Origin of the sequence: Schaedlerella arabinosiphila (assembly GCF_003885045.1) — a bacterium.
GTDB lineage: Bacteria > Bacillota > Clostridia > Lachnospirales > Lachnospiraceae > Schaedlerella > Schaedlerella arabinosiphila.
The window spans coordinates 1506189-1525482 of record NZ_RHJS01000002.1; the positions used below are offsets into that span (position 1 = coordinate 1506189).

Annotated in this window: 17 protein-coding genes; 15 read left to right on the forward strand and 2 right to left on the reverse strand. The window is 52.9% G+C overall.

Annotated elements, in window-relative coordinates:
- Positions 1-23: 23 nt before the first annotated feature.
- The 9 genes from EBB54_RS07505 (at position 24) to EBB54_RS07545 (ending at position 9230) form a co-directional block, all read left to right on the forward strand.
- Positions 24-1136 (forward strand): FtsW/RodA/SpoVE family cell cycle protein, encoded by a 1113-nt coding sequence (locus EBB54_RS07505; RefSeq protein WP_004081341.1) that lies wholly within the window; start codon positions 24-26, stop codon positions 1134-1136.
- 32 nt (positions 1137-1168) lie between these two features.
- Positions 1169-2329, forward strand: a complete 1161-nt coding sequence (locus tag EBB54_RS07510; RefSeq protein ID WP_125126963.1) for a cell division protein FtsQ/DivIB — start codon at positions 1169-1171, stop codon at positions 2327-2329.
- A gap of 164 nt (positions 2330-2493) precedes the next feature.
- Positions 2494-3687 carry a cell division protein FtsZ gene (ftsZ, locus tag EBB54_RS07515; protein ID WP_004081336.1) on the forward strand — a complete coding sequence of 398 codons (1194 nt, stop codon included), beginning with the start codon at positions 2494-2496 and terminating at the stop codon, positions 3685-3687.
- A 203-nt stretch (positions 3688-3890) separates the two neighbouring features.
- The gene (locus EBB54_RS07520; protein ID WP_125126964.1) at positions 3891-4685 is read left to right on the forward strand and encodes a sigma-E processing peptidase SpoIIGA; all 795 of its coding nucleotides are present in this window, start codon (positions 3891-3893) and stop codon (positions 4683-4685) included.
- 33 nt (positions 4686-4718) lie between these two features.
- A complete protein-coding gene (gene sigE / locus EBB54_RS07525; RefSeq protein WP_004081332.1) occupies positions 4719-5459 on the forward strand; it encodes an RNA polymerase sporulation sigma factor SigE in 741 nt (246 codons plus the stop codon).
- A gap of 117 nt (positions 5460-5576) precedes the next feature.
- Positions 5577-7184 (forward strand): MBL fold metallo-hydrolase RNA specificity domain-containing protein, encoded by a 1608-nt coding sequence (locus EBB54_RS07530; protein ID WP_125130666.1) that lies wholly within the window; start codon positions 5577-5579, stop codon positions 7182-7184.
- A gap of 227 nt (positions 7185-7411) precedes the next feature.
- Positions 7412-8194, forward strand: a complete 783-nt coding sequence (sigG, locus tag EBB54_RS07535; RefSeq protein WP_004081329.1) for an RNA polymerase sporulation sigma factor SigG — start codon at positions 7412-7414, stop codon at positions 8192-8194.
- Between the two features lie 101 nt (positions 8195-8295).
- Complete coding sequence (locus tag EBB54_RS07540; RefSeq protein ID WP_125126965.1) at positions 8296-8952, forward strand: HAD family hydrolase; 657 nt, start codon at positions 8296-8298, stop codon at positions 8950-8952.
- 14 nt (positions 8953-8966) lie between these two features.
- Complete coding sequence (locus EBB54_RS07545) at positions 8967-9230, forward strand: hypothetical protein (RefSeq protein WP_004081325.1); 264 nt, start codon at positions 8967-8969, stop codon at positions 9228-9230.
- A 65-nt stretch (positions 9231-9295) separates the two neighbouring features.
- Here EBB54_RS07545 and EBB54_RS07550 read toward each other — a convergent pair whose 3' ends face one another.
- Entirely contained in the window at positions 9296-9736 is a 441-nt protein-coding gene (locus EBB54_RS07550; protein WP_004081323.1) for an FMN-binding protein, read from the reverse strand.
- A gap of 276 nt (positions 9737-10012) precedes the next feature.
- Here EBB54_RS07550 and pth point away from each other — a divergent pair, with 276 nt between their 5' ends.
- From pth to EBB54_RS07565, 3 genes are all read left to right on the forward strand, one after another.
- Positions 10013-10591 (forward strand): aminoacyl-tRNA hydrolase, encoded by a 579-nt coding sequence (pth, locus tag EBB54_RS07555; RefSeq protein WP_004081321.1) that lies wholly within the window; start codon positions 10013-10015, stop codon positions 10589-10591.
- Positions 10592-10596: 5 nt separating this feature from the next.
- Positions 10597-13965 carry a transcription-repair coupling factor gene (gene mfd, locus EBB54_RS07560; RefSeq protein ID WP_125126966.1) on the forward strand — a complete coding sequence of 1123 codons (3369 nt, stop codon included), beginning with the start codon at positions 10597-10599 and terminating at the stop codon, positions 13963-13965.
- An 80-nt stretch (positions 13966-14045) separates the two neighbouring features.
- Complete coding sequence (locus EBB54_RS07565) at positions 14046-15206, forward strand: peptidylprolyl isomerase (protein ID WP_125126967.1); 1161 nt, start codon at positions 14046-14048, stop codon at positions 15204-15206.
- Between the two features lie 107 nt (positions 15207-15313).
- On the opposite strand, the gene EBB54_RS07570 is transcribed toward EBB54_RS07565, so the two are convergent.
- Entirely contained in the window at positions 15314-15799 is a 486-nt protein-coding gene (locus EBB54_RS07570) for a cytidylate kinase-like family protein (RefSeq protein ID WP_004081316.1), read from the reverse strand.
- Between the two features lie 249 nt (positions 15800-16048).
- Between EBB54_RS07570 and kduI the strand changes: the two genes are divergently transcribed.
- From kduI to dctP, 3 genes are all read left to right on the forward strand, one after another.
- Positions 16049-16912 carry a 5-dehydro-4-deoxy-D-glucuronate isomerase gene (gene kduI, locus EBB54_RS07575; RefSeq protein ID WP_125126968.1) on the forward strand — a complete coding sequence of 288 codons (864 nt, stop codon included), beginning with the start codon at positions 16049-16051 and terminating at the stop codon, positions 16910-16912.
- Positions 16913-16953: 41 nt separating this feature from the next.
- Positions 16954-17766 carry a sugar phosphate isomerase/epimerase family protein gene (locus EBB54_RS07580; RefSeq protein ID WP_125126969.1) on the forward strand — a complete coding sequence of 271 codons (813 nt, stop codon included), beginning with the start codon at positions 16954-16956 and terminating at the stop codon, positions 17764-17766.
- Between the two features lie 496 nt (positions 17767-18262).
- Positions 18263-19285, forward strand: coding sequence for a TRAP transporter substrate-binding protein DctP (gene dctP, locus EBB54_RS07585; protein WP_125126970.1), 1023 nt, complete (start codon positions 18263-18265; stop codon positions 19283-19285).
- Positions 19286-19294 lie beyond the last annotated feature (9 nt).

Here is a 19294-nt window from a genome sequence, read left to right on the forward strand (position 1 = left end):
AAATCATGAAGGAGTGAATTTATATGCCCAGGAATCCCCACATCACAGACCCGCATACACGGCATACCAGGAGGAAGTACGATTATACTTTGCTGGCGGCGGTTATGCTGCTGGTCGTGATCGGGCTGGTGCTGCTTTACAGTACCAGCTCCTACAACGGACAGGTCAAGTTCCATGATCCCTATCACTATCTGAAAAAGCAGGGATTTGCGACGATACTGGGACTGGCAGGCATGTTTGCTGTCGCGGGGATTGACTATCACAAATGGGTGCCGCTGGCCAACCTGGGCTACCTGACGGCAGTGCTTCTGTCCGTTGCGGTCATTTTTGTGGGAGACGAATACAATGGGTCCAAAAGATGGCTGTCTTTGGGCCCTGTTTCATTCCAGCCCTCGGAATTTGCCAAGGTGGCGATCATCTTTTTCCTGGCATGCCTTGTGACGAAGCATGTCAAGACCATGGGAAAATTTTCTACAATGATCCGGGTCATGCTTCCGGTGTTTCCCATTGTAGGGCTGGTGGGCGCCAGCAACCTGAGTACGGCCATCATCATTCTGGGAATCGCCGCGGTGCTGATCTTCGTGGCAAGCCCCAAATACCTCCAGTTCATTGCCATGGCAGCGGCGGCGGTGGGATTTCTGGGAATCTTTCTGGCGCTGGAAAGCTACCGGCTGGAGAGGCTGGCGATCTGGCGGAATCCGGAACAGTATGAAAAAGGGTATCAGACGCTCCAGGGGCTCTACGCCATCGGTTCCGGAGGGCTGTTCGGCAGAGGGCTGGGAGAGAGCGTGCAGAAGCTGGGATTTCTCCCGGAGGCGCAGAACGACATGATTTTTTCCATCATTTGCGAGGAGCTGGGGTTGGTGGGGGCCAGCCTGATCGTCCTGCTGTTTCTGATCCTGATCTGGCGGTTTTTCGTGATTGCAACCCAGGCAAAGGATCTTTTAGGCGCGCTGATCGCGTCGGGGGCCATGGCGCATATGATGATCCAGGTGATCTTAAACATTGCCGTTGTGACGAATACCATTCCCAATACCGGCATCACGCTCCCATTTATCAGCTACGGCGGCACCTCCGTGCTGTTTCTGCTGTTGGAAATGGGGCTTGTATTGAGCGTATCCAATCTGATAAAATAGTGGGGGAACCGTAGGAGGAAGGGAGGAATTTCATGGCAGCGAAGAAACGTCCAAAGGACGGCACCCGGCGTATTCCGTCCGGCAGCCCTCCCGCGCGGAGGAGGGACCGGAAAGAAGGCTATGACAATCAAAGAGGCAGAGAATACGCTGGAACTGCCCGGCCGGAACGAAGCCGCGGAAATTCCGAGCCTCCCGGGAACCGGGAAAACAACCGCCCGGCCGGAAAACGCGCCGCCCCTCCGAGAGGGGAGCGACCCGAAGGAACCAAGGGAAGGCCAAGGAAGGCCAGGCCCAACCGGGAGGGTGTCCAAAATCATTCCTCCAGAGGCCAGGGAGGCGGCCCTCCAAGGCAGAACCGGGAAGCTGCCCGAAAGCCGGAGGCAAAGCGCCGGGAAAAGCAGGCCCCAAGGGGCAGAACCGGGTGGAAGATCCTGCTGTGGATTCTGGTGGGGATTGCGGCGGCGTCCGGATTGGGATTTCTCGCCGTTTCCCTCTTTGAGACAAAAAAGATTACGGTGACCGGCAACCAGTACTGCTCGGAACAGGAGATCATTGACTGGCTCCTTGCGGACAAGTACTCCGGCAATTCCCTTTACCTGCTGTGGAAATACAACCAGAATGATGTAAAGCAGCTTCCGGCCATTGAAGAGACGAAGATAGGGCTGAAAAGCATGGAAGAGGTTCAGGTCCATGTGAAGGAAAAGACATTCAGCGGGCGGATCGACTATCAGGAAGCCTTTTTATACTTTGACCGGGATGGGATCGCGTCCCTGGTCACGGACACCCTGATCGAAGGGGTACCTTATATAGAAGGAATAGAGATCAGCCTGGAGGAGGTCCGGCTGGGTAAAGGGCTGCCGGTTACGGACGGCCAGATTCTGGAGGAACTGGAGTCTTTGATGCCGCTTTTGGAAAAGCAGGGGCTGTCCCCGGATAAGATTAGCTGCGCGGGGACGGATCTGACCCTCCACTTCGGAGGCGTCCGGGTGCAGATCGGCAACAGCCAGTTTGCGGACAGGCTGGCCCAGGTGCCGCCGATTCTGGAAAAACTGACGGAGCTCTACGCGGATCAGACGGGGGTCCTCCATCTGGAAAATTATGACGTTTCCGGGAGTTCTATCCGCTTCGTTCCGGACACCGCGGCCCAGCCGCAGCCCGAACCAGAGCCTGAAGCACAGCCGGCGGACCCATAAAACAGAAAAAAGCTGCATAAATTGATTAAAAAAATCAGAAAATACATAAAAATCTATTGATTATTTGCCGAAAAGACTTTATTATATACTTATTGGATTGTATCATTCAATGGTAGACAGGAATGCTAGAGTATTGATAATAGATGATAAAGGAGGAAGTACTCTTGTTAGAAATTAAAACCAACGAATCAGAAGCTGCCGCACGGATCATCGTTATAGGTGTTGGCGGGGGCGGCAATAATGCTGTGAACCGTATGATTGACGAACAGATTGCAGGTGTGGAGTTTATTGCGATCAATACAGACAAGCAGGCACTGCAGTTATGCAAGGCGCCGACCTTGATGCAGATCGGTGAGAAGCTTACCAAAGGTCTTGGGGCAGGAGCGCAGCCTGAGGTAGGAGAAAAGGCTGCGGAGGAGAGCGAGGAGGATATCTCTGCCGCGCTCAAGGGTGCGGACATGGTCTTCGTTACCTGCGGCATGGGCGGCGGAACCGGAACCGGCGCTACTCCGGTCGTTGCGCGGATCGCGAAGAACCAGGGCGCGCTGACGGTGGGCGTTGTGACCAAGCCCTTCCGCTTTGAGTCCAGGACCCGTATGGCCAATGCGCTGTCTGGGATTGATAAGTTAAAAGAGAGTGTGGACACCTTGATCGTCATTCCAAACGACAAGCTGCTGGAGGTGGTAGACAGAAGGACTACCATGCCGGAGGCTCTGAAGAAGGCGGATGAGGTACTGCAGCAGGGTATCCAGGGCATCACGGATCTGATCAACGTGCCGTCCCTGATCAATCTGGACTTTGCGGACGTCCAGACCGTTATGAAGGACAAGGGAATTGCCCACATCGGTATCGGTGAGGGACGCGGGGACGACAAGGCGCTTGAGGCTGTGAAGCAGGCAGTGGCAAGTCCTCTGTTGGAGACCACGATCCAGGGTGCTTCCCATGTAATCATCAATGTATCCGGCGATATCACTCTGATGGACGCGTCGGATGCGGCAGAATTTGTACAGGAGCTCGCCGGGGAGAATGCCAACATCATCTTCGGTGCTACTTATGATGACTCCAAGTCTGACGAAGCGAAGATTACCGTAATTGCCACGGGCTTACATAACGTAGGCGGCAGTTCTTCCAAGCTGAAAGCAAGGCTGGAAGGACAGCAGAAGATGGGTTCCATCCTTCCCTCCGGTGATATGGTGAACCGGATGCCTATGGACGGCGGTGCAATGCGGAATATGGGCACCAGAGCGCCGGCAGGGACAAGGCCGATAGGCGGCCCGTCTCCTACGATTCAGCCCAGAGCTTCAGCAAGCAGCGTCAAGGAGCAGTCTATCAAGATACCGGATTTTTTTAAGAAATAAAGCACAGATCCGTCTTTCTGACTTCGGAAAGGCGGATTTTTTCGATTCCTGACAGAAAAGATGTCTGCGCTAAAACCGCGCATCTTGTCGAAATATAATCTAAAAGTCTCGTCAGCATCTGACAAAAATTCGATTTGGATAAGCATATAATATGTTTTGCATGAGGACTTGTTCCGAGGTTGTCCGGGAGATGAAAATGAAACATGTATTATGAGCTGTACATAGATGTATTGTTCCTGATCAATTTTATGATGGATTCCCTACTTCTTCTGGCAGTAAAAAGGGTACTGGGATGTCCGGTGAGAAACAGCCGCGTGTTTTTGGGAGGCGCATTGGGGGCAGCCCTCACCTGTGCGCTTGTGTGGCTGCCGCTGCCGTCCGCGGTAAAGATCCCTATCTATTATGCGGGTATCAGCAGCGTGATGCTTCGGATCGGCCTGCAGGTGCGTAAGGGAAGGGAGTTTGTGAGGGCCTTCGGCCTGCTGTACGTGTCGGCCTTTTTGATGGGCGGGATGCTCATGATCCTTAAGCCCTGGGTTCGGACAGGAAGCCTGTTTTTTGCCGCGGCAGTCCCCATATACTATCTGCTCTGCGGGGCCTGGCAGTACCTGGCCCGCCTCAGAAACGAAAAAGAGCGGCTTTGTGAAGTGGTTTTGCATACAGGGCTTGAAAAGTACAGGATGCATGCGCTGCTGGATACGGGAAACGCCCTGACCGACCCCGTATCCGGAGAGCCGGTGAGCGTGATCGACCCGGCCTGCGCACAGAAAATACTGGAGAAAGAAAGAGAACAGACAGGGGTACGGTATATCCCTTACCGCACGGTGGGCGGGGAAGGGGTCATGCCGGTATTCCGGGCGGAACAGATGGAGGTCTTTCTGTCCGGAAAAAAGGGGGAGTTTCGAATACAGCGTCCGATCATCGGAATCTGTGAAGGGTCAATTTCCGGACAGGAGGAGTACCAGATGATCTTAAATCCGGATGTCCTGACATACTGAAATATCTGTGACTGAAAAAAGGAGGAAGAAAGAATGGTTGTTAAGGTAGCGGTACCACGGCAGTTTAAGCTGAAAATCATACCGGATTTCAGGGGGATTTTCTTTTCCAATCAGAAGGAAATCCACTACATCGGAGGATCGGAGGTGCTTCCGGCGCCGCTTGAGACAGAGGAAGAATCGGAGGTGATCGAGAACCTTGGAACCGAGAGGGATGAGCAGGCGAAAAAGCTGCTCATCGAACACAATCTCCGCCTGGTCGTATACATAGCAAAAAAATTTGACAATACAGGGGTCGGGGTGGAGGATCTGATCTCCATCGGAACCATCGGGCTGATCAAAGCGATCAATACCTTCAACCCGAATAAAAATATCAAGCTGGCGACTTATGCCTCCAGATGCATCGAAAATGAGATCCTGATGTACCTGCGGCGGAACAATAAGACGAAGATGGAAGTCTCCATCGACGAACCTTTAAACGTGGACTGGGACGGCAACGAACTGCTGCTTTCCGACATCCTGGGGACCGAGGAGGACACGATTACCAAGGATCTGGAAAATGAGGCGGAGCGACGGCTCCTGGTGAAAGCCATCAACAAGCTGTCCAGCCGGGAAAAACTGATCGTGCGCATGCGCTTCGGCCTGGATAACCCGGACGGGGAGGAGAAGACCCAGAAGGAGGTGGCGGACTACCTTGGCATCTCCCAGTCGTATATCTCCCGGCTTGAGAAAAAGATCATGCAGCGCCTCAAACGGGAAATGGTCCGATACCAGTAAACCGGCAAACCTGCGGCAAAAATCTCTTTACGCTTCACCGATACAATGCTATAATATTCACAGGACTAATCATTTTGATTTGCAGGGAAAAGACTGCAGGAGAGCGTGGTGAAGAGTATGAAACTGACATTTGTAGGGGCTGCTCACGAGGTGACAGGAAGCTGTCATCTGCTGCAGGCGGCAGGGAAGAACGTTTTGGTGGACTGCGGTATGGAACAGGGGATTGATCTGTATGAGAATCCGGGGCTTCCGATTGCGGCAGATGAGGTCGATTACGTGCTGCTGACACATGCGCATATTGACCATTCGGGGATGATTCCGAAGCTTGTGAAGGATGGGTTCAAAGGAGAGGTGGTAAGTACGTTCGCCACATCGGACCTTTGCAATATCATGCTCCGTGACAGCGCCCACATCCAGGAATTTGAGGCGGAGTGGCGCAACAGAAAAGGCCGGCGTGCCGGCTATCCGGAATACGAACCGGTCTATGTGATGGAGGATGCGCTGAATGCCATTGAGCTGTTCAGCCCGTGCGGCTACGGGCAGAGAATCCAGCTCTGCGAGGGGATTGAGGTTCGTTTCACAGACGTGGGACATTTGCTTGGGTCTTCAAGTATCGAGGTCTGGGTGACGGAAGACGGGGAGCAGCGCAAGATCGTATTTTCCGGCGACGTGGGCAACCATAACCAGCCCATCCTACGGGAGCCCACATATACGGAGGAAGCGGATTACGTCGTCATCGAATCTACATACGGGAACCGGCTGCATTCCACGGAGAAGGTGGACTATATCGGGACCTTCACGCAGATCGTTAAGGAGACCTTTGACAAGGGAGGCAACGTGGTGATTCCCTCCTTTGCGGTGGGGCGCACCCAGGAGCTTTTGTATTTCATCCGTGAGATCAAGGAGCAGAACCTGCTTCCGGAATATTCGGATTTTGAGGTCTACCTGGACAGTCCTCTGGCAATTGAGGCCACCAAGGTCTTCACGAAGAATATGAAAGGCTGTTTTGACGAGGCGGCTTTGAAGCTGGTCAATTCCGGGATCAACCCGCTGGTGTTCCCGGGACTGAAGATTTCTACAGGCAGTGAGGATTCCAAGCAGATCAACTTTATTGAGAGGCCGAAGGTCATCATTTCCGCCTCCGGCATGTGCGAGGCAGGGCGTATCCGCCACCATCTGAAGCATAACCTGTGGCGGGAGGAATGTACCATCCTGTTCGTGGGCTATCAGGCGGGAGGCACGCTGGGCCGGCGGATTTTGGAAGGGGAGAAGGAAGTAAAGCTCTTTGGCGAGACCATTGAGGTGCGTGCGCGGATCGAAAGCCTGAAGGGCATCAGCGGACATGCGGACCTGGACGGACTGCTGAACTGGCTGGAAGGCTTCAAAAAGACCCCGAAGCGTGTGTTTGTCGTACACGGCGAGGACACGGTGACCGAGGAATTTGCCCAGACAGTGGAAGAGAAGTTCGGCTGTCCGGCTTTTGCGCCGTTCCCGGGAGGCGAGGCGGATCTGATCACAGATGAGATCCTTTCCGAGGGCGTGCGGATTCCGGTTAAGACGAAGAAACCGGTGCAGAAGAAAGCGGATGCGGCGACAGAACGTCTGCTTTCGGCAGCCAGATGGCTTATGGAAGTGGCTGCAAAATGCGAGGGCATGGCCAATAAGGATAAGGCAAAGTTCGAATCCCAGATTCTGAACCTTGCGGATAAGTGGGAGATCAGATAACGAACAAAACGCCGCATATGCGGTGAGAAGCAGCCATGGGCCGATGCAGGCAGACTGCCGGCCTATGGCTGATATTATGGGCGGAAAAGGAAAACAAAAGAAAACGGGAATGTTTGTCAAGGGCTAAAAGTTTTTTTAATTCCGTGTCAAAAGGAATAACAAATCGTCAGAGTGAGAAAAATTCTACTAGATTATTTTTTAAGATAACTGGCAGGAGGATTTGAACGATGGCGTTGAGCAAGGTAGAAATATGCGGTGTGAATACGGCGAAGCTTCCGCTCTTAAAAGAAGAAGAGAAGGAAGCTTTGTTTGCGCGCATTAAAAAGGGAGACGAAGCGGCAAGGGAAGAATATATCAAGGGGAACCTCCGTCTGGTTCTGAGCGTGATCAAGCGCTTTACGAACAGCAATGAAAATGCGGACGACCTGTTTCAGATCGGATGCGTGGGGCTGATGAAGGCGGTGGACAACTTTGACCCTGACCGGGAGGTGAAGTTTTCTACTTATGCGGTGCCTATGATCATAGGCGAGATCCGGAGGTATCTGCGGGACAATAATTCGATCCGGGTCAGCCGCTCTCTGCGGGATACGGCCTATAAGGCCATCTATGCCAAGGAAGGGTATATGCGCAAATATATGAAGGAGCCGACCATGCAGGAGATCGCCGAGGAGATCGGGATCGCCAAGGAGGACATCGTCTTTGCCCTGGATGCCATCCAGGCGCCTATGAGCCTGTATGAGCCCGTGTACAGCGACGGAGGGGACGCCCTGTATGTGATGGACCAGGTCAGCGATAAAAAGAGCCGGGAGGAGAACTGGATCGAGGAATTATCCTTGGAAGCGGCCATGGAACGGCTCAACGAGCGGGAGCGCTATATCATCAGGCTGCGCTTTTTTGAGGGAAAGACGCAGATGGAGGTGGCGGACGAAATCAAGATCTCCCAGGCCCAGGTCAGCCGCCTGGAGAAGAATGCTTTGAAGGTGATGCGCCAGTATTTACTGGGAAAATAGCACAAAGAAGACGATAAATTGAAAAAAATGAAAAATTTTAGTTGAAATTTCCATGGCTTCATACTATGATTAACTATATAAAAAGAAGGGTATGATCTGCCATGTACAGACTTTGTATTTTTGACTTGGATGGAACACTGACCGATACGTTGGATTCACTCACATTTTCAGTGAATGAGACCTTGAAGGAGATGGGGCTTTTGCCGGTGACGGCGGACAAGTGCCGGCAGTTTGTAGGCAACGGCGCCCGGGTTCTGATGGAGAGGTCGCTTCTGGAAGCAGGAGAGACCGACCTGGGCAGGCTTGATGAAGCGATGCGGATCTATGGACGCATATTTGACGCCAACTGCACATATCATGTAGTACCTTATAAAGGGATTCCCGAACTGCTCACAGCGCTGAGGCAGGAGGGGTTAAAGCTGGCGGTGCTTTCGAATAAGCCCCACCGTCAGACGGTTCATGTGGCGGAAGCCGTTTTCGGCAGGGATGTATTTTGGAGGATCCAGGGCCAGAAGGAGAACATACCCCGAAAGCCGAATCCACAGGCGGCTCTGCAGATCGCGGAGGAGTTGGGGATTTCCCCGGAGGACACCGTATATATCGGGGATTCGGAGGTAGATATTGCAACGGGAACCAACGCACATATGAAGACCATCGGTGTGACATGGGGTTTCCGGGGCCGCTCAGTTCTTTTGGAGGCAGGCGCAGAGCATATTGCCGGTTCTCCGGAAGAGATCATAAAGCTGATCAAGGAATAGGGAGGTTAAAAAAGATGGGTGAATATAGTGAGGAATGTCTGTTGACTTTTTTGGAGAAGCAGTCTCAATTATTTGACGAACCGGTTGCAGGCACGATGGAAGAGGCAGAGGCGTTTTTGGAGGACTGCATGGCAGTCGTGGTAGATACGCTGGATGATGTAAAAGAATATCTCGAGGAGAACGGGATTGATGTGAGCAGCATGGGGAAAGACGAGATCGAAGAGGCATCCGAGGTGTTCTCACTGCCGAACGGGCAGTATCTGATCGTAGAAGGCTAAGTGAACGTGGTATGGCGGTATTGGTTTGAAGCCATATGGCAAAGGCAGCAGAAAAAAGTCGCAGCCTAATCGACTGCGGCTTTTTCTACGGTTTCGGCAATGGCATCCAGTATGACCTGGGATGTATAGGGAGACTGCCCGGAGAGCGTAATGTTTTCCAGTGACTGTGTATCATAGATCTGCTCGGCGATGTCTTCGATGGCCGGCTGGATCAGCGGAAACATCGTAGTGACGCTTTCATCCAGATTGGAGAACCGGATGGAGTTGATGCGGGATTCATCTACAGATACTTCTACCTCCAGATCGGCATTGTTCAGTGTGAGTGTAGAGGTATAGATTCCGGGGGTATAGTGCTTCTCCGCAGAGGCGCCTGCAGGCTGCTTTTTTCCGTCGGGACGGAACATAAAGACAAGCAGGATGATGAGCAGGATGCCAAGTGCGGCGAATATGGCAGTGTAAATGATTTCTTTCATATGCAGAACTATGATTTTGGTTTTGGAACTCATGAAAGTAACCTCCCAAAGTGCATTTTTTATAGTGTATGACAAAGAGAAGAGAAATATACCTTGTGAAACGGCCGAATGGCCATAATGGGATGCCCCCTGGGTATACCTTGTGAAACGGCCGAATGGCCATAATGGGATGCCCCCTGGGTATACCTTGTGAAACGGCCGAATGGCCATGATGGGGTGCCCCCTGGGCATACCTTGTGAAACGGCCGGAAACGGGAGAAAAAGAGGCCGGGCGCCTGTACGGACAGAAAAATGGAGGTGCAAGTCTAGATGTTTGTGATTGTGGGACTGGGCAATCCCTCGAGGGAGTATAAAGGGACAAGACATAACGCGGGGTTTGAGGTTATAGATCGGATTTCCGAAAAATATAATATTTCTGTAAATATAAAGAAGCACAGGGCATTGATGGGAAAAGGCATGATCCATGGAAAGAAGGTGATTCTGGCGAAACCGCAGACCTTCATGAACCTGAGCGGGGAGAGTGTCCGCAGCCTGGTCAATTTTTACCAGGTGGACGTGGCCACGGAACTGCTGGTGATCTATGATGATGTCAGTCTCGGTACGGGGCAGCTTCGGATTCGCGCAAAGGGGAGCGCCGGAGGCCATAACGGGATCAAGAACATCATCTCACAGATCGGGGGACAGTTCTTCCCGCGCATCAAGGTGGGGGTCGGAGAGAAGCCGCCGAAGATGGATCTGGCGGATTATGTGCTGGGGCATTTTTCCAAGGCAGAGCAGCAATTGATGGAAGAAGGATATGAGATGGCGGTCTGTGCGGCAGAGACGATTATGGAGGGAAGGATTGAAACCGCAATGAATGAGTATAATCGAAAAAAGAAAGAAGAGTAGGGATCGTGAGAGCTTTATTGGCGCCGCTGCATGAGCTTGCGGATTATGAAGAGATTATACAGGAACGAAAAAAAGGGGAAGGGCTCCTGCAGATCGCAGGGTGCGTGAATTCTCAAAAGACACATCTGATGTATGAATTGGGCGATGGGTATGGATACAGACTCATCGTTTTTTCCAGTGAGGAAAAAGCAAAAAAGGCGTGGGAGGAGTACCGTTTTCTGGATGAAAGCGTGCTCTATTATCCGGCCAGGGACCTTCTGTTCTACCATGCGGACATCAAAGGGAAGTATCTGTTAAGCCAAAGGATGGAGGTGGCCCGCGCGCTGCTGGAATACGGCGCGGGAAAGAAGGAGACAGAAGGAGAAAATGGCCTGGCCATCATTACGACTATGGATGCGTTTCTGGACGGGCTTCCTTCCCGGGAGGAGCTTCTGAACCGGAAGATTCATCTGGAGGCGGGGGAGAGCGTGGATTTTTCCAGGCTTCAGGCAGACCTTTCAGGCATGGGATATGACCGGGAGACGGAGATCGACAGCCCGGGGCAGTTTGCCGTGCGGGGCGGAATCCTGGATATCTATCCGCTGACGGAGGAGTCCCCGGTGCGGCTGGAGCTGTGGGGGGATGTGATCGATTCGATCCGGGCCTTTGACGTGGAAAGCCAGCGTTCCATTGAGAACCTGGAATCCATTGATCTCTACCCGGCGGCGGAGCTTTCCGACGATTCCTGGAGCCTGGTTTCCTTCCTGGATTATTTTCCCAAAGAGGAGATGATCCTTTTGCTGGATGAGCCTGTCCGGCTTCTGGAACGGGCCAAAGAGGCGGAGGAGGAATACCGGGAGAGCCGGGAGAACCGGGAAAAGGCCGGGATGGGACCGGAGGAGGAGAAGCTGAAGATCTTTTCCTCCCAGGAGGTTGTGGAACGGATGAACCGCTTTTCAGGGATCGGCTTTACAACGCTGGAATCCAAGTGCGGCGGTTTTAGCCTGCGCAAGACTTACCGCATCGAGACAAAGGGAGTGAACCCCTACAACAACAGCTTTGAGATGCTTACCCGGGATTTGAAGCGGCTGAAACGCAGCGGCTACCGGGTGGTGCTTCTGTCCGGGTCGCGCACCAGGGCCAGGCGTCTGGCGGAGGATCTCAGGGATTATGACCTGAGCAGCTTCTACAGTGAGAACCTGGAGCGGGAGGTGAAGCCCGGAGAGATCCTGGCGGCCTACGGTCATGTGGAGGAGGGGTATGAGTATCCCCTTCTGAAGTTCACGGTCATCTCGGAGACGGATATTTTCGGACGGCAGAAGAAGAAAAAGCGGCGGAAGACCTATGAGGGGCAGAAGATCCAGGACTTTACCGAGTTGAAGCCCGGGGACTATGTGGTGCACGAGAACCACGGGCTGGGCATTTACCACGGGATCGAAAAGATCCAGGTGGAAAAGGTGACCAAGGATTATATGAAGATCGCCTACGCGGAGGGCGGCGTCCTCTATATCCCGGCAACCCAGCTCAACCTGATCCAGAAGTACGCCGGGGCAGACAGCGCCAAGCCCAAGCTGAACAAGCTGGGCACCGGGCAGTGGATGAAGACCAAGAAGCAGGTCCGCCGGGCGGTTCAGATCATCGCCAAGGACCTGGTCCGGCTCTATGCGGCGAGGCAGGAGGCGGACGGCTATGTATACGGGCCGGATACGGTATGGCAGAGGGAATTTGAGGAGATGTTTCCCTTCGAGGAGACGGAGGACCAGGTTCAGGCCATTGAGGATACCAAGCGGGACATGGAAAGCCGTAAGATCATGGACCGCTTAGTCTGCGGGGACGTGGGCTACGGCAAGACGGAGATTGCCATCCGGGCGGCCTTTAAGGCGGTTCAGGAGAGCCGCCAGGTGGTTTATCTGGTTCCCACCACGATTCTGGCCCAGCAGCATTACAATACCTTTGTCCAGAGGATGAAGGACTTTCCGGTGCGGATCGACCTGCTGTGCAGGTTTCGGACTCCGGCAGAGCAGAAGAAAACCGTGGAGGATATGAAAAAGGGACTGGTGGACATTGCCATCGGCACCCACCGGCTTTTGTCCAGGGACGTGGGCTTTAAAGATCTGGGGCTTCTGGTCATAGACGAGGAGCAGCGGTTCGGCGTGACCCACAAGGAGAAGATCAAGCAGCTAAGGGAGAGCGTGGACGTGCTTACGCTGACGGCCACGCCGATTCCCAGGACACTGCATATGAGCCTGATCGGAATCCGGGATATGAGTGTCTTGGAGGAAGCGCCCATGGACCGGATGCCGATCCAGACGTATGTGATGGAATACAACGACGAGATGGTTCGGGAGGCCATGGAGCGGGAGCTGTCCAGGGGCGGACAGGTCTACTATGTGCACAACCGGGTCAATGACATCGCGGACGTGGCGGCCCATGTGCAGAAGCTGGTGCCGGACGCGGCGGTGACCTTTGCCCACGGGCAGATGAATGAGCGGCAGCTGGAAAATATCATGTATGATTTCATCAACGGGGACATTGACGTGCTGGTGTCCACCACCATCATTGAGACCGGGCTGGACATTCCAAACGCCAATACCATGATCATCCGCGACGCGGACCGGTTCGGGCTGTCACAGCTCTACCAGCTCCGGGGGCGGGTGGGGCGTTCCAACCGGATGGCATATGCGTTTTTGCTGTACCGGAAGGATAAGCTTCTGCAGGAGGTGGCGGAAAAGCGTCTGGCCGCCATCCGGGAGTTCACGGATCTGGGCTCGGGCTTCAAGATCGCCATGCGGGACCTGGAGATCCGCGGCGCGGGAAACCTGCTCGGGGCGGAGCAGCACGGGCATATGGAGTCGGTGGGATACGACCTGTACTGCAAGATGCTCAACGAGGCGGTGAAGCAGGAGAAGGGAGAGCTGGAGATGGAGATCTTCGGAACGTCGGTGGATCTGAATGTGGACGCCTACATCCCCGATTCCTACATTTCCAACGAGTACCAGAAGCTGGATATCTACAAGCGGATCGCGGCCGTGGAAAACGAAGAAGAGATGGAAAACATGGTGGATGAGCTGATCGACCGGTTTGGAGATATCCCGAAAAAGGTGATGCAGCTTCTTCAGATCGCGCTTTTGAAATCGCTGGCCCACTCGGCCTACGTGACCAGCGTGGAGGAAAAGGGCGGCGAACTAAAGCTGATCATGTACGAGAGGGCCAAGGTACAGCCTCAGAAGATTCCGGAGCTGATCGCGGCATGGCGCGGCAATCTGGTGTTCAGGGCAGATAATCCGCCCTGTTTTATCTATCGGAAGCGGAATAAGTCGGGCAAAGAAAAGGATGAGGACATCCTGGAACTTGTGAAAAACCTGTTAAATGCAATAAAAGGCTTGTTAGAATAGGAAAAACGGATTATAATCATACTGTATGCGGACAGGTTCCGCACAGGTATTTCATTTATAAGATACTTTAGGAGGATAACATGAAGGTGTTGAAAAGAAGATGTGTAGCTGCGGCAGCGGCAGGAACGCTTGCAGCAGGTTTGCTGATGGGGTGCAGCACCCCGGAGGTGAATCATGACGAGGTGGTGGCAGTCATCGGGGATGCCGAGGTTTCCTACGGGGTTGCGAATTTTTACTCAAGGATGATGCAGTCCCGTTATGAGAATTACTATACCACCCTGACTGGGGAGACTCCGGCGGAGTTCTGGATGCAGCAGTGGGGAGAGGAATCCTATGAGAACTACGTCAAGAGCGGGCTCATGGAGGATCTGGAGAATTTCTACATTCTGAGCCAGCACGCGGACGAATACGGCGTGACGGTGACGGAAGAGGAAGAGAAGGCGATCGCGAAGGCAGCAGCTGATTTTGAAGAAGGCAATGCGCTGGAAGCAAAAGAAGTGGTGTCCGGTTATAAAAAATATATCGAGGAATATCTGAGGCTCGCCACAATCGAGGAGAAGATGGACGTCTCCATGAGAGAAGGCGTGGACGAGGAGGTTTCCGACGAAGAAGCGGCCAAGAAGATCATGAAGTATGTGTATTTTGAATACGCGAAGGAAGGGGAAGACGGCCAGAGCGAGACCATGTCGGATGATGAGAAGAAAGATCTCAAGAAAAAGGCGGAGAAGTTTGCCAAGGAGCTGCAGGACAGCGAGGAGAAGGACATCGACGCAGCCGCGGAAAAAGAGGGCCTGGAAGTAGAGACCGCATCTTTTAATTCCGAGATGACCGCTCCTTATGTGGATGTTGTGAAGGCTGCGGATAAGCTGAAGGAGAATGAGGTGACGGATGCCATCGATTCCGATGGCGGTCTGTATGTAGCAAAGGTCACCAGCCTTTTTGACCGGGAAGCAACGGATCAGGAAAAAGAGCGGATCGTGAAGGAGCGGAAGGACGAACAGTACGACTCTCTTCTGAAAAAGTGGAGGGAGGATACGGAGATGTCCGTCAACGCCGAGGTATGGCAGAAGATCGGATTCGCATACCAGGGAATCGCCATCCCCAAGGCTGAGGACGAGGATGCGAAGGACGACAAGAAAGCTTCCTCCGACGAGAAAAAGGACGATGCGGATGACGCGGACGATGAAGATCAGGAAAAAGACGTTTCGGACTCCGAGGAAGACACTTCGGACGAAGAATAGCAGGGATGGGGCCGGGCTTAGGTGAGAGGGCCGCTTCCCAGCAGAATGAAATTGAGAAGACAGGGCAGCGGCAAACGTGCACTTCCCTGTCTTTTTTGGTTCCGTCTTTAAATATATTCCAGCTTTTCGAAATACTGCATCAGTATATTGGCACAGTTCCCAACCCCTAATTCCGTAGTGTCCAGGATCATATGGTAATCGTTGACATCTCCCCACGCCCTGCCGGTATGTTCATGATAGTAGGCGGCACGCTGCTCATCTGTGCGCTCCAGCTTTTCCTTTGCCTCTTCGTAAGAGAGAGATTCCAGTTTCATGATACGCCGGATACGGTCTTCCTTGTCTGCGCAGACATAGATATTCAGGACGTTCATCCGGTCCTTCAGGATGTGCGAAGCACAGCGTCCCAGTATAATACAGGGGCTCTCCGCCAGCTTGCGGATGGCCTCGGCCTCGGATTCGTACTCATGCTCATCCAGCTTATGCTCAATGGATGCCTTATCATATACAGGGATACCAAGCCTTACCGAAAGATCATTGGCAATAATGCTTGCGCCTGTACCAAACCTGCGGCTCATCGTAATCACTAACTTCATTCTACCTTCCTCCTTTGTACAAAAGAGTGCTTTTTTACAGAGCACTCACAACCCGCCTTTCTAATTATAACACTAAAAGCCATATGGGGGAAGTGGTTTTCGATGGAAGTTTTTCGTCCTTCGGAGGATGGTTTTGTAGAAGATTTGCAACATTTTTGAGAAGAAATCACAGGAAAATGGGTTTCTTTGTATGGTATGCTGTAGACAGTTCTTACAGATCAAAGTTTTCAGAAAGGATGGATTTTTACAATGGAATTGAGAACCGCATCGTCCCCGAAGGACGTAAAGCATTACACGACCCAGAGACTGAGAGAGGAATTTCTGATCCCCCGGCTTTTTTTCGCGGATGAGATCAAGCTGGTGTACAGCCACATTGACCGGATCATTACAGGAGGCGTGATGCCGGTGAAAAAAGCGGTGGCGCTGACAGCGGGAGAGGAGCTGCGGGCCGCGCATTTTCTGGAGCGGCGCGAGATGGGCATAATCAACATCGGCGGTACCGGAAAGATCCTGGCAGACGGCAGGGAATACACGGTAGGGCACAAAGAGGGCATGTACTTAGGCATGGGCATTCAGGATATCACATTTTCCAGCACAGATTGCGAAAACCCGGCCAAGTTCTATCTGAACAGCGCTCCGGCGCACACCTCATATCCCACGGTCCTGATTCGGCCCCAGGGAGAACCGGAAGAGGGCGTGGTGATCGTGAAGGAAGAAAACAAGGTGGAGCTGGGCTCCCTGGAAGATTCCAACCACCGCACGATCTGCAAATATATCCTTCCCGGACAGGTGGAGAGCTGCCAGCTGGTCATGGGAATGACCAGCCTGGAACCGGGCAGCGTCTGGAATACCATGCCCTGCCATACCCACGACCGGAGGATGGAAGTGTACCTGTATTTTGAGATGCCCGAAGATGCCTTTGTGATGCATTATATGGGAGAGCCCGAGGAGACCAGGCACATCGTCGTCCGCAATGAGCAGGCGGTGATCTCCCCAAGCTGGTCGATCCACTCCGGAAGCGGTTCCAGAAACTATACCTTTATCTGGGGCATGGTGGGAGAGAACCAGGACTTTGACGATATGGACGCTGTGGCAAACCAGGAGCTGATGTAGGAAAAGCCGGTGCCGGAGTGCGGAGCTGAGAGGTGAGAAGGATGAAAATTGGTGTACGCGCCCATGATTATGGGCGGATGGAGATTGAGAAGCTGGCGGAGGTCTTGCGCGCCCAGGGCTATGACGGGGCGCAGCTTGCCCTGCCCAAGGCATTCGAGGGAATCCGCAGATACGAGGATATCACGCCGGGGCATCTGGAACGGATTCGGCGCGCCTTTGAGGAAAACAGGCTGGAGATCCCGGTATTTGGATGCTATATGGATCTGGGAAACCCGGACCCGGTGGTCCGCGACCATGGGGTAAAGACTCTGAAAAAATGCCTGGCCTACGGCAAAGAGGTGGGCGCAGGGGTGGTGGGGACGGAGACCGCGTACCCCCATCTGAACCAGCGGGAAAAAGCCCAGTGGTATCCCTATATGGCGGACAGCATCCGGCGCGCCGTGGAGGAAGCCGTGCGGCTGGATGTGAAGCTGGCCATAGAGCCGGTGTACTGGCATCCGCTGGACAGCCTGGAGGCCCTGCTGGACGTGATGGACAAGGTGGGCGAGCCGGAGCACCTTCGGATGATTTTTGATCCGTCGAACCTGCTGGAGTTCCCGGATACGACGGATCAGAAGGCGTATTGGGGAGAATGGCTGAAATATGCGGGAAAATACATCGAAGCCGTGCACGTCAAGGATTTTTATTTTGATGAAAACGGCGGATATTGCCCTGTATTGCTGGGGGAAGGGGTCATCCAATACCAGGAGATCTCCCGGTGGCTCCACGAAAACCGGCCTGATCTCTTCCTTCTGCGGGAAGAGATGAACCCGGAAACAGCGGCGCAAGATCTGGAATTTATGAGAAAATTATAAAAGCAAGCATACCCGGGCTGTCTGGACATGATGCGAAAACACTGTATATTGCGGTTGTTTATAAAGCAACGGAATATAAAATGTGCAAACGCGGCATTTCCGACAGCCCTTTTTCTGAAATGCGGCATAGCGGATCAGAAGGGAAAAAAAGATGTTTTCAAGATAGGACAGGTGATACAGGAGGAAATAAAAAAGAGAATATCTGACCAAAATGAGATAGTTTCAAAAGGGAAAATGGACAGGATAGACAGAAATTGAGAGCAATATAGTTTGAAAACAGGAAAATGATAACAATATGGTTGAAAAATCCCGGATTTTTTTATGCTAGAATAATACCATAAAGTGCACGAGATACAAATGAATCAAAGAGGAGACACGATACGCCTGGATTCCAGGCGGCCGCAGAAATCGGAAGCCTGCAGGGGAAACCCATGCAGGAGGGCGCGTAAGCGTCCGCCGGGGTATCGGATTCTCGAAATGAAAAGGAGAGTAAAAAATGGGAAGCATGAAGAAAAAGATTGGGATTGCGGTCTCCGCAGCCGGTCTGCTGGCAGTGGCGGTTACATTCGTATCTGTGGTCAGCGCAAACAGCACCGACAAAGTTGAAATCCGTCTGGCGCACAATCAATCCGCCGGATCGGAAATTGCCGATTCCATCGCAATGTTTTCAGAATTTGCGGCCGAGGATGAATCAAAAAACCTGAATGTCAACATTTACGCAAGCGGCGTTTTAGGGACGGAAAAGGAAGAGATTGAGATGGTCCAGGCGGGAATCCTGGATATGGCGAAGGTCAGTTCCAATACCCTGGGGCAGTTTGCCGATGAATATGCCATATTTGCGGTACCTTATCTTTTTGTAGATCAGGACCACTACTATACGGCCATGGAAAAAAGCGAGAAGGTGAAGGAGCTGTTCCGTTCCACAGCAAAGGACGGGTTCATCGCCATCGGATACTATGCCAACGGCTCCCGCAACTTTTATCTGAAAGAGGACAAAGCCTGCACGGATCCATCCGTCCTCAAGGGCAAAAAGATCCGCTCCATGCCAAGCTCCACCTCCATGGATATGATCTCCCGGATGGGAGGCTCCCCGGTGCCCATGGCCGCAAGCGAAACCTATACCTCGCTGCAGCAGGGGATTGTGGACGGCGCGGAGAATACAGAGCTTGCGCTGACCGTGGACGGGCACCAGGATCTGGTCAAATCCTATACATACACGGAGCACCAGTATTCCCCGGATATCTACATCATCAGCACAAAGGCGTGGGAAAAGCTGTCTTCGGATCAGCAGGACTACCTGGTGGAGTGCCTGGAAAAAACCAATGACAATTTTAAGAAGCTTTACAACGGCATGATGGAGGAGGCAATGGAAGAAGCCCAGTCCCATGGCGTCAAGGTATACAGGGATATCGACAAGTCCGAATTTATCGAGGCGGTTTCCCCCATCCACGAGGAATTTTGCGGACGCGGGGACAGCTACCGGGAACTTTATGAAGATATCCAGAAATATGCGAAATAGGGGGGACAG

Coding starts and splice junctions, on each gene's coding strand:
- dctP (WP_125126970.1), top strand. CDS start 18,263: ATGGGAAGCATGAAGAAAAAGATTGGGATTGCGGTCTCCGCAGCCGGT.
- EBB54_RS07570 (WP_004081316.1), bottom strand. CDS start 15,799: ATGAAGTTAGTGATTACGATGAGCCGCAGGTTTGGTACAGGCGCAAGC.
- pth (WP_004081321.1), top strand. CDS start 10,013: ATGTTTGTGATTGTGGGACTGGGCAATCCCTCGAGGGAGTATAAAGGG.
- EBB54_RS07545 (WP_004081325.1), top strand. CDS start 8,967: ATGGGTGAATATAGTGAGGAATGTCTGTTGACTTTTTTGGAGAAGCAG.
- EBB54_RS07580 (WP_125126969.1), top strand. CDS start 16,954: ATGAAAATTGGTGTACGCGCCCATGATTATGGGCGGATGGAGATTGAG.
- sigG (WP_004081329.1), top strand. CDS start 7,412: ATGGCGTTGAGCAAGGTAGAAATATGCGGTGTGAATACGGCGAAGCTT.
- EBB54_RS07530 (WP_125130666.1), top strand. CDS start 5,577: ATGAAACTGACATTTGTAGGGGCTGCTCACGAGGTGACAGGAAGCTGT.
- kduI (WP_125126968.1), top strand. CDS start 16,049: ATGGAATTGAGAACCGCATCGTCCCCGAAGGACGTAAAGCATTACACG.
- EBB54_RS07550 (WP_004081323.1), bottom strand. CDS start 9,736: ATGAGTTCCAAAACCAAAATCATAGTTCTGCATATGAAAGAAATCATT.
- EBB54_RS07540 (WP_125126965.1), top strand. CDS start 8,296: ATGTACAGACTTTGTATTTTTGACTTGGATGGAACACTGACCGATACG.
- sigE (WP_004081332.1), top strand. CDS start 4,719: ATGGTTGTTAAGGTAGCGGTACCACGGCAGTTTAAGCTGAAAATCATA.
- EBB54_RS07505 (WP_004081341.1), top strand. CDS start 24: ATGCCCAGGAATCCCCACATCACAGACCCGCATACACGGCATACCAGG.
- EBB54_RS07520 (WP_125126964.1), top strand. CDS start 3,891: ATGTATTATGAGCTGTACATAGATGTATTGTTCCTGATCAATTTTATG.
- EBB54_RS07510 (WP_125126963.1), top strand. CDS start 1,169: ATGGCAGCGAAGAAACGTCCAAAGGACGGCACCCGGCGTATTCCGTCC.
- EBB54_RS07565 (WP_125126967.1), top strand. CDS start 14,046: ATGAAGGTGTTGAAAAGAAGATGTGTAGCTGCGGCAGCGGCAGGAACG.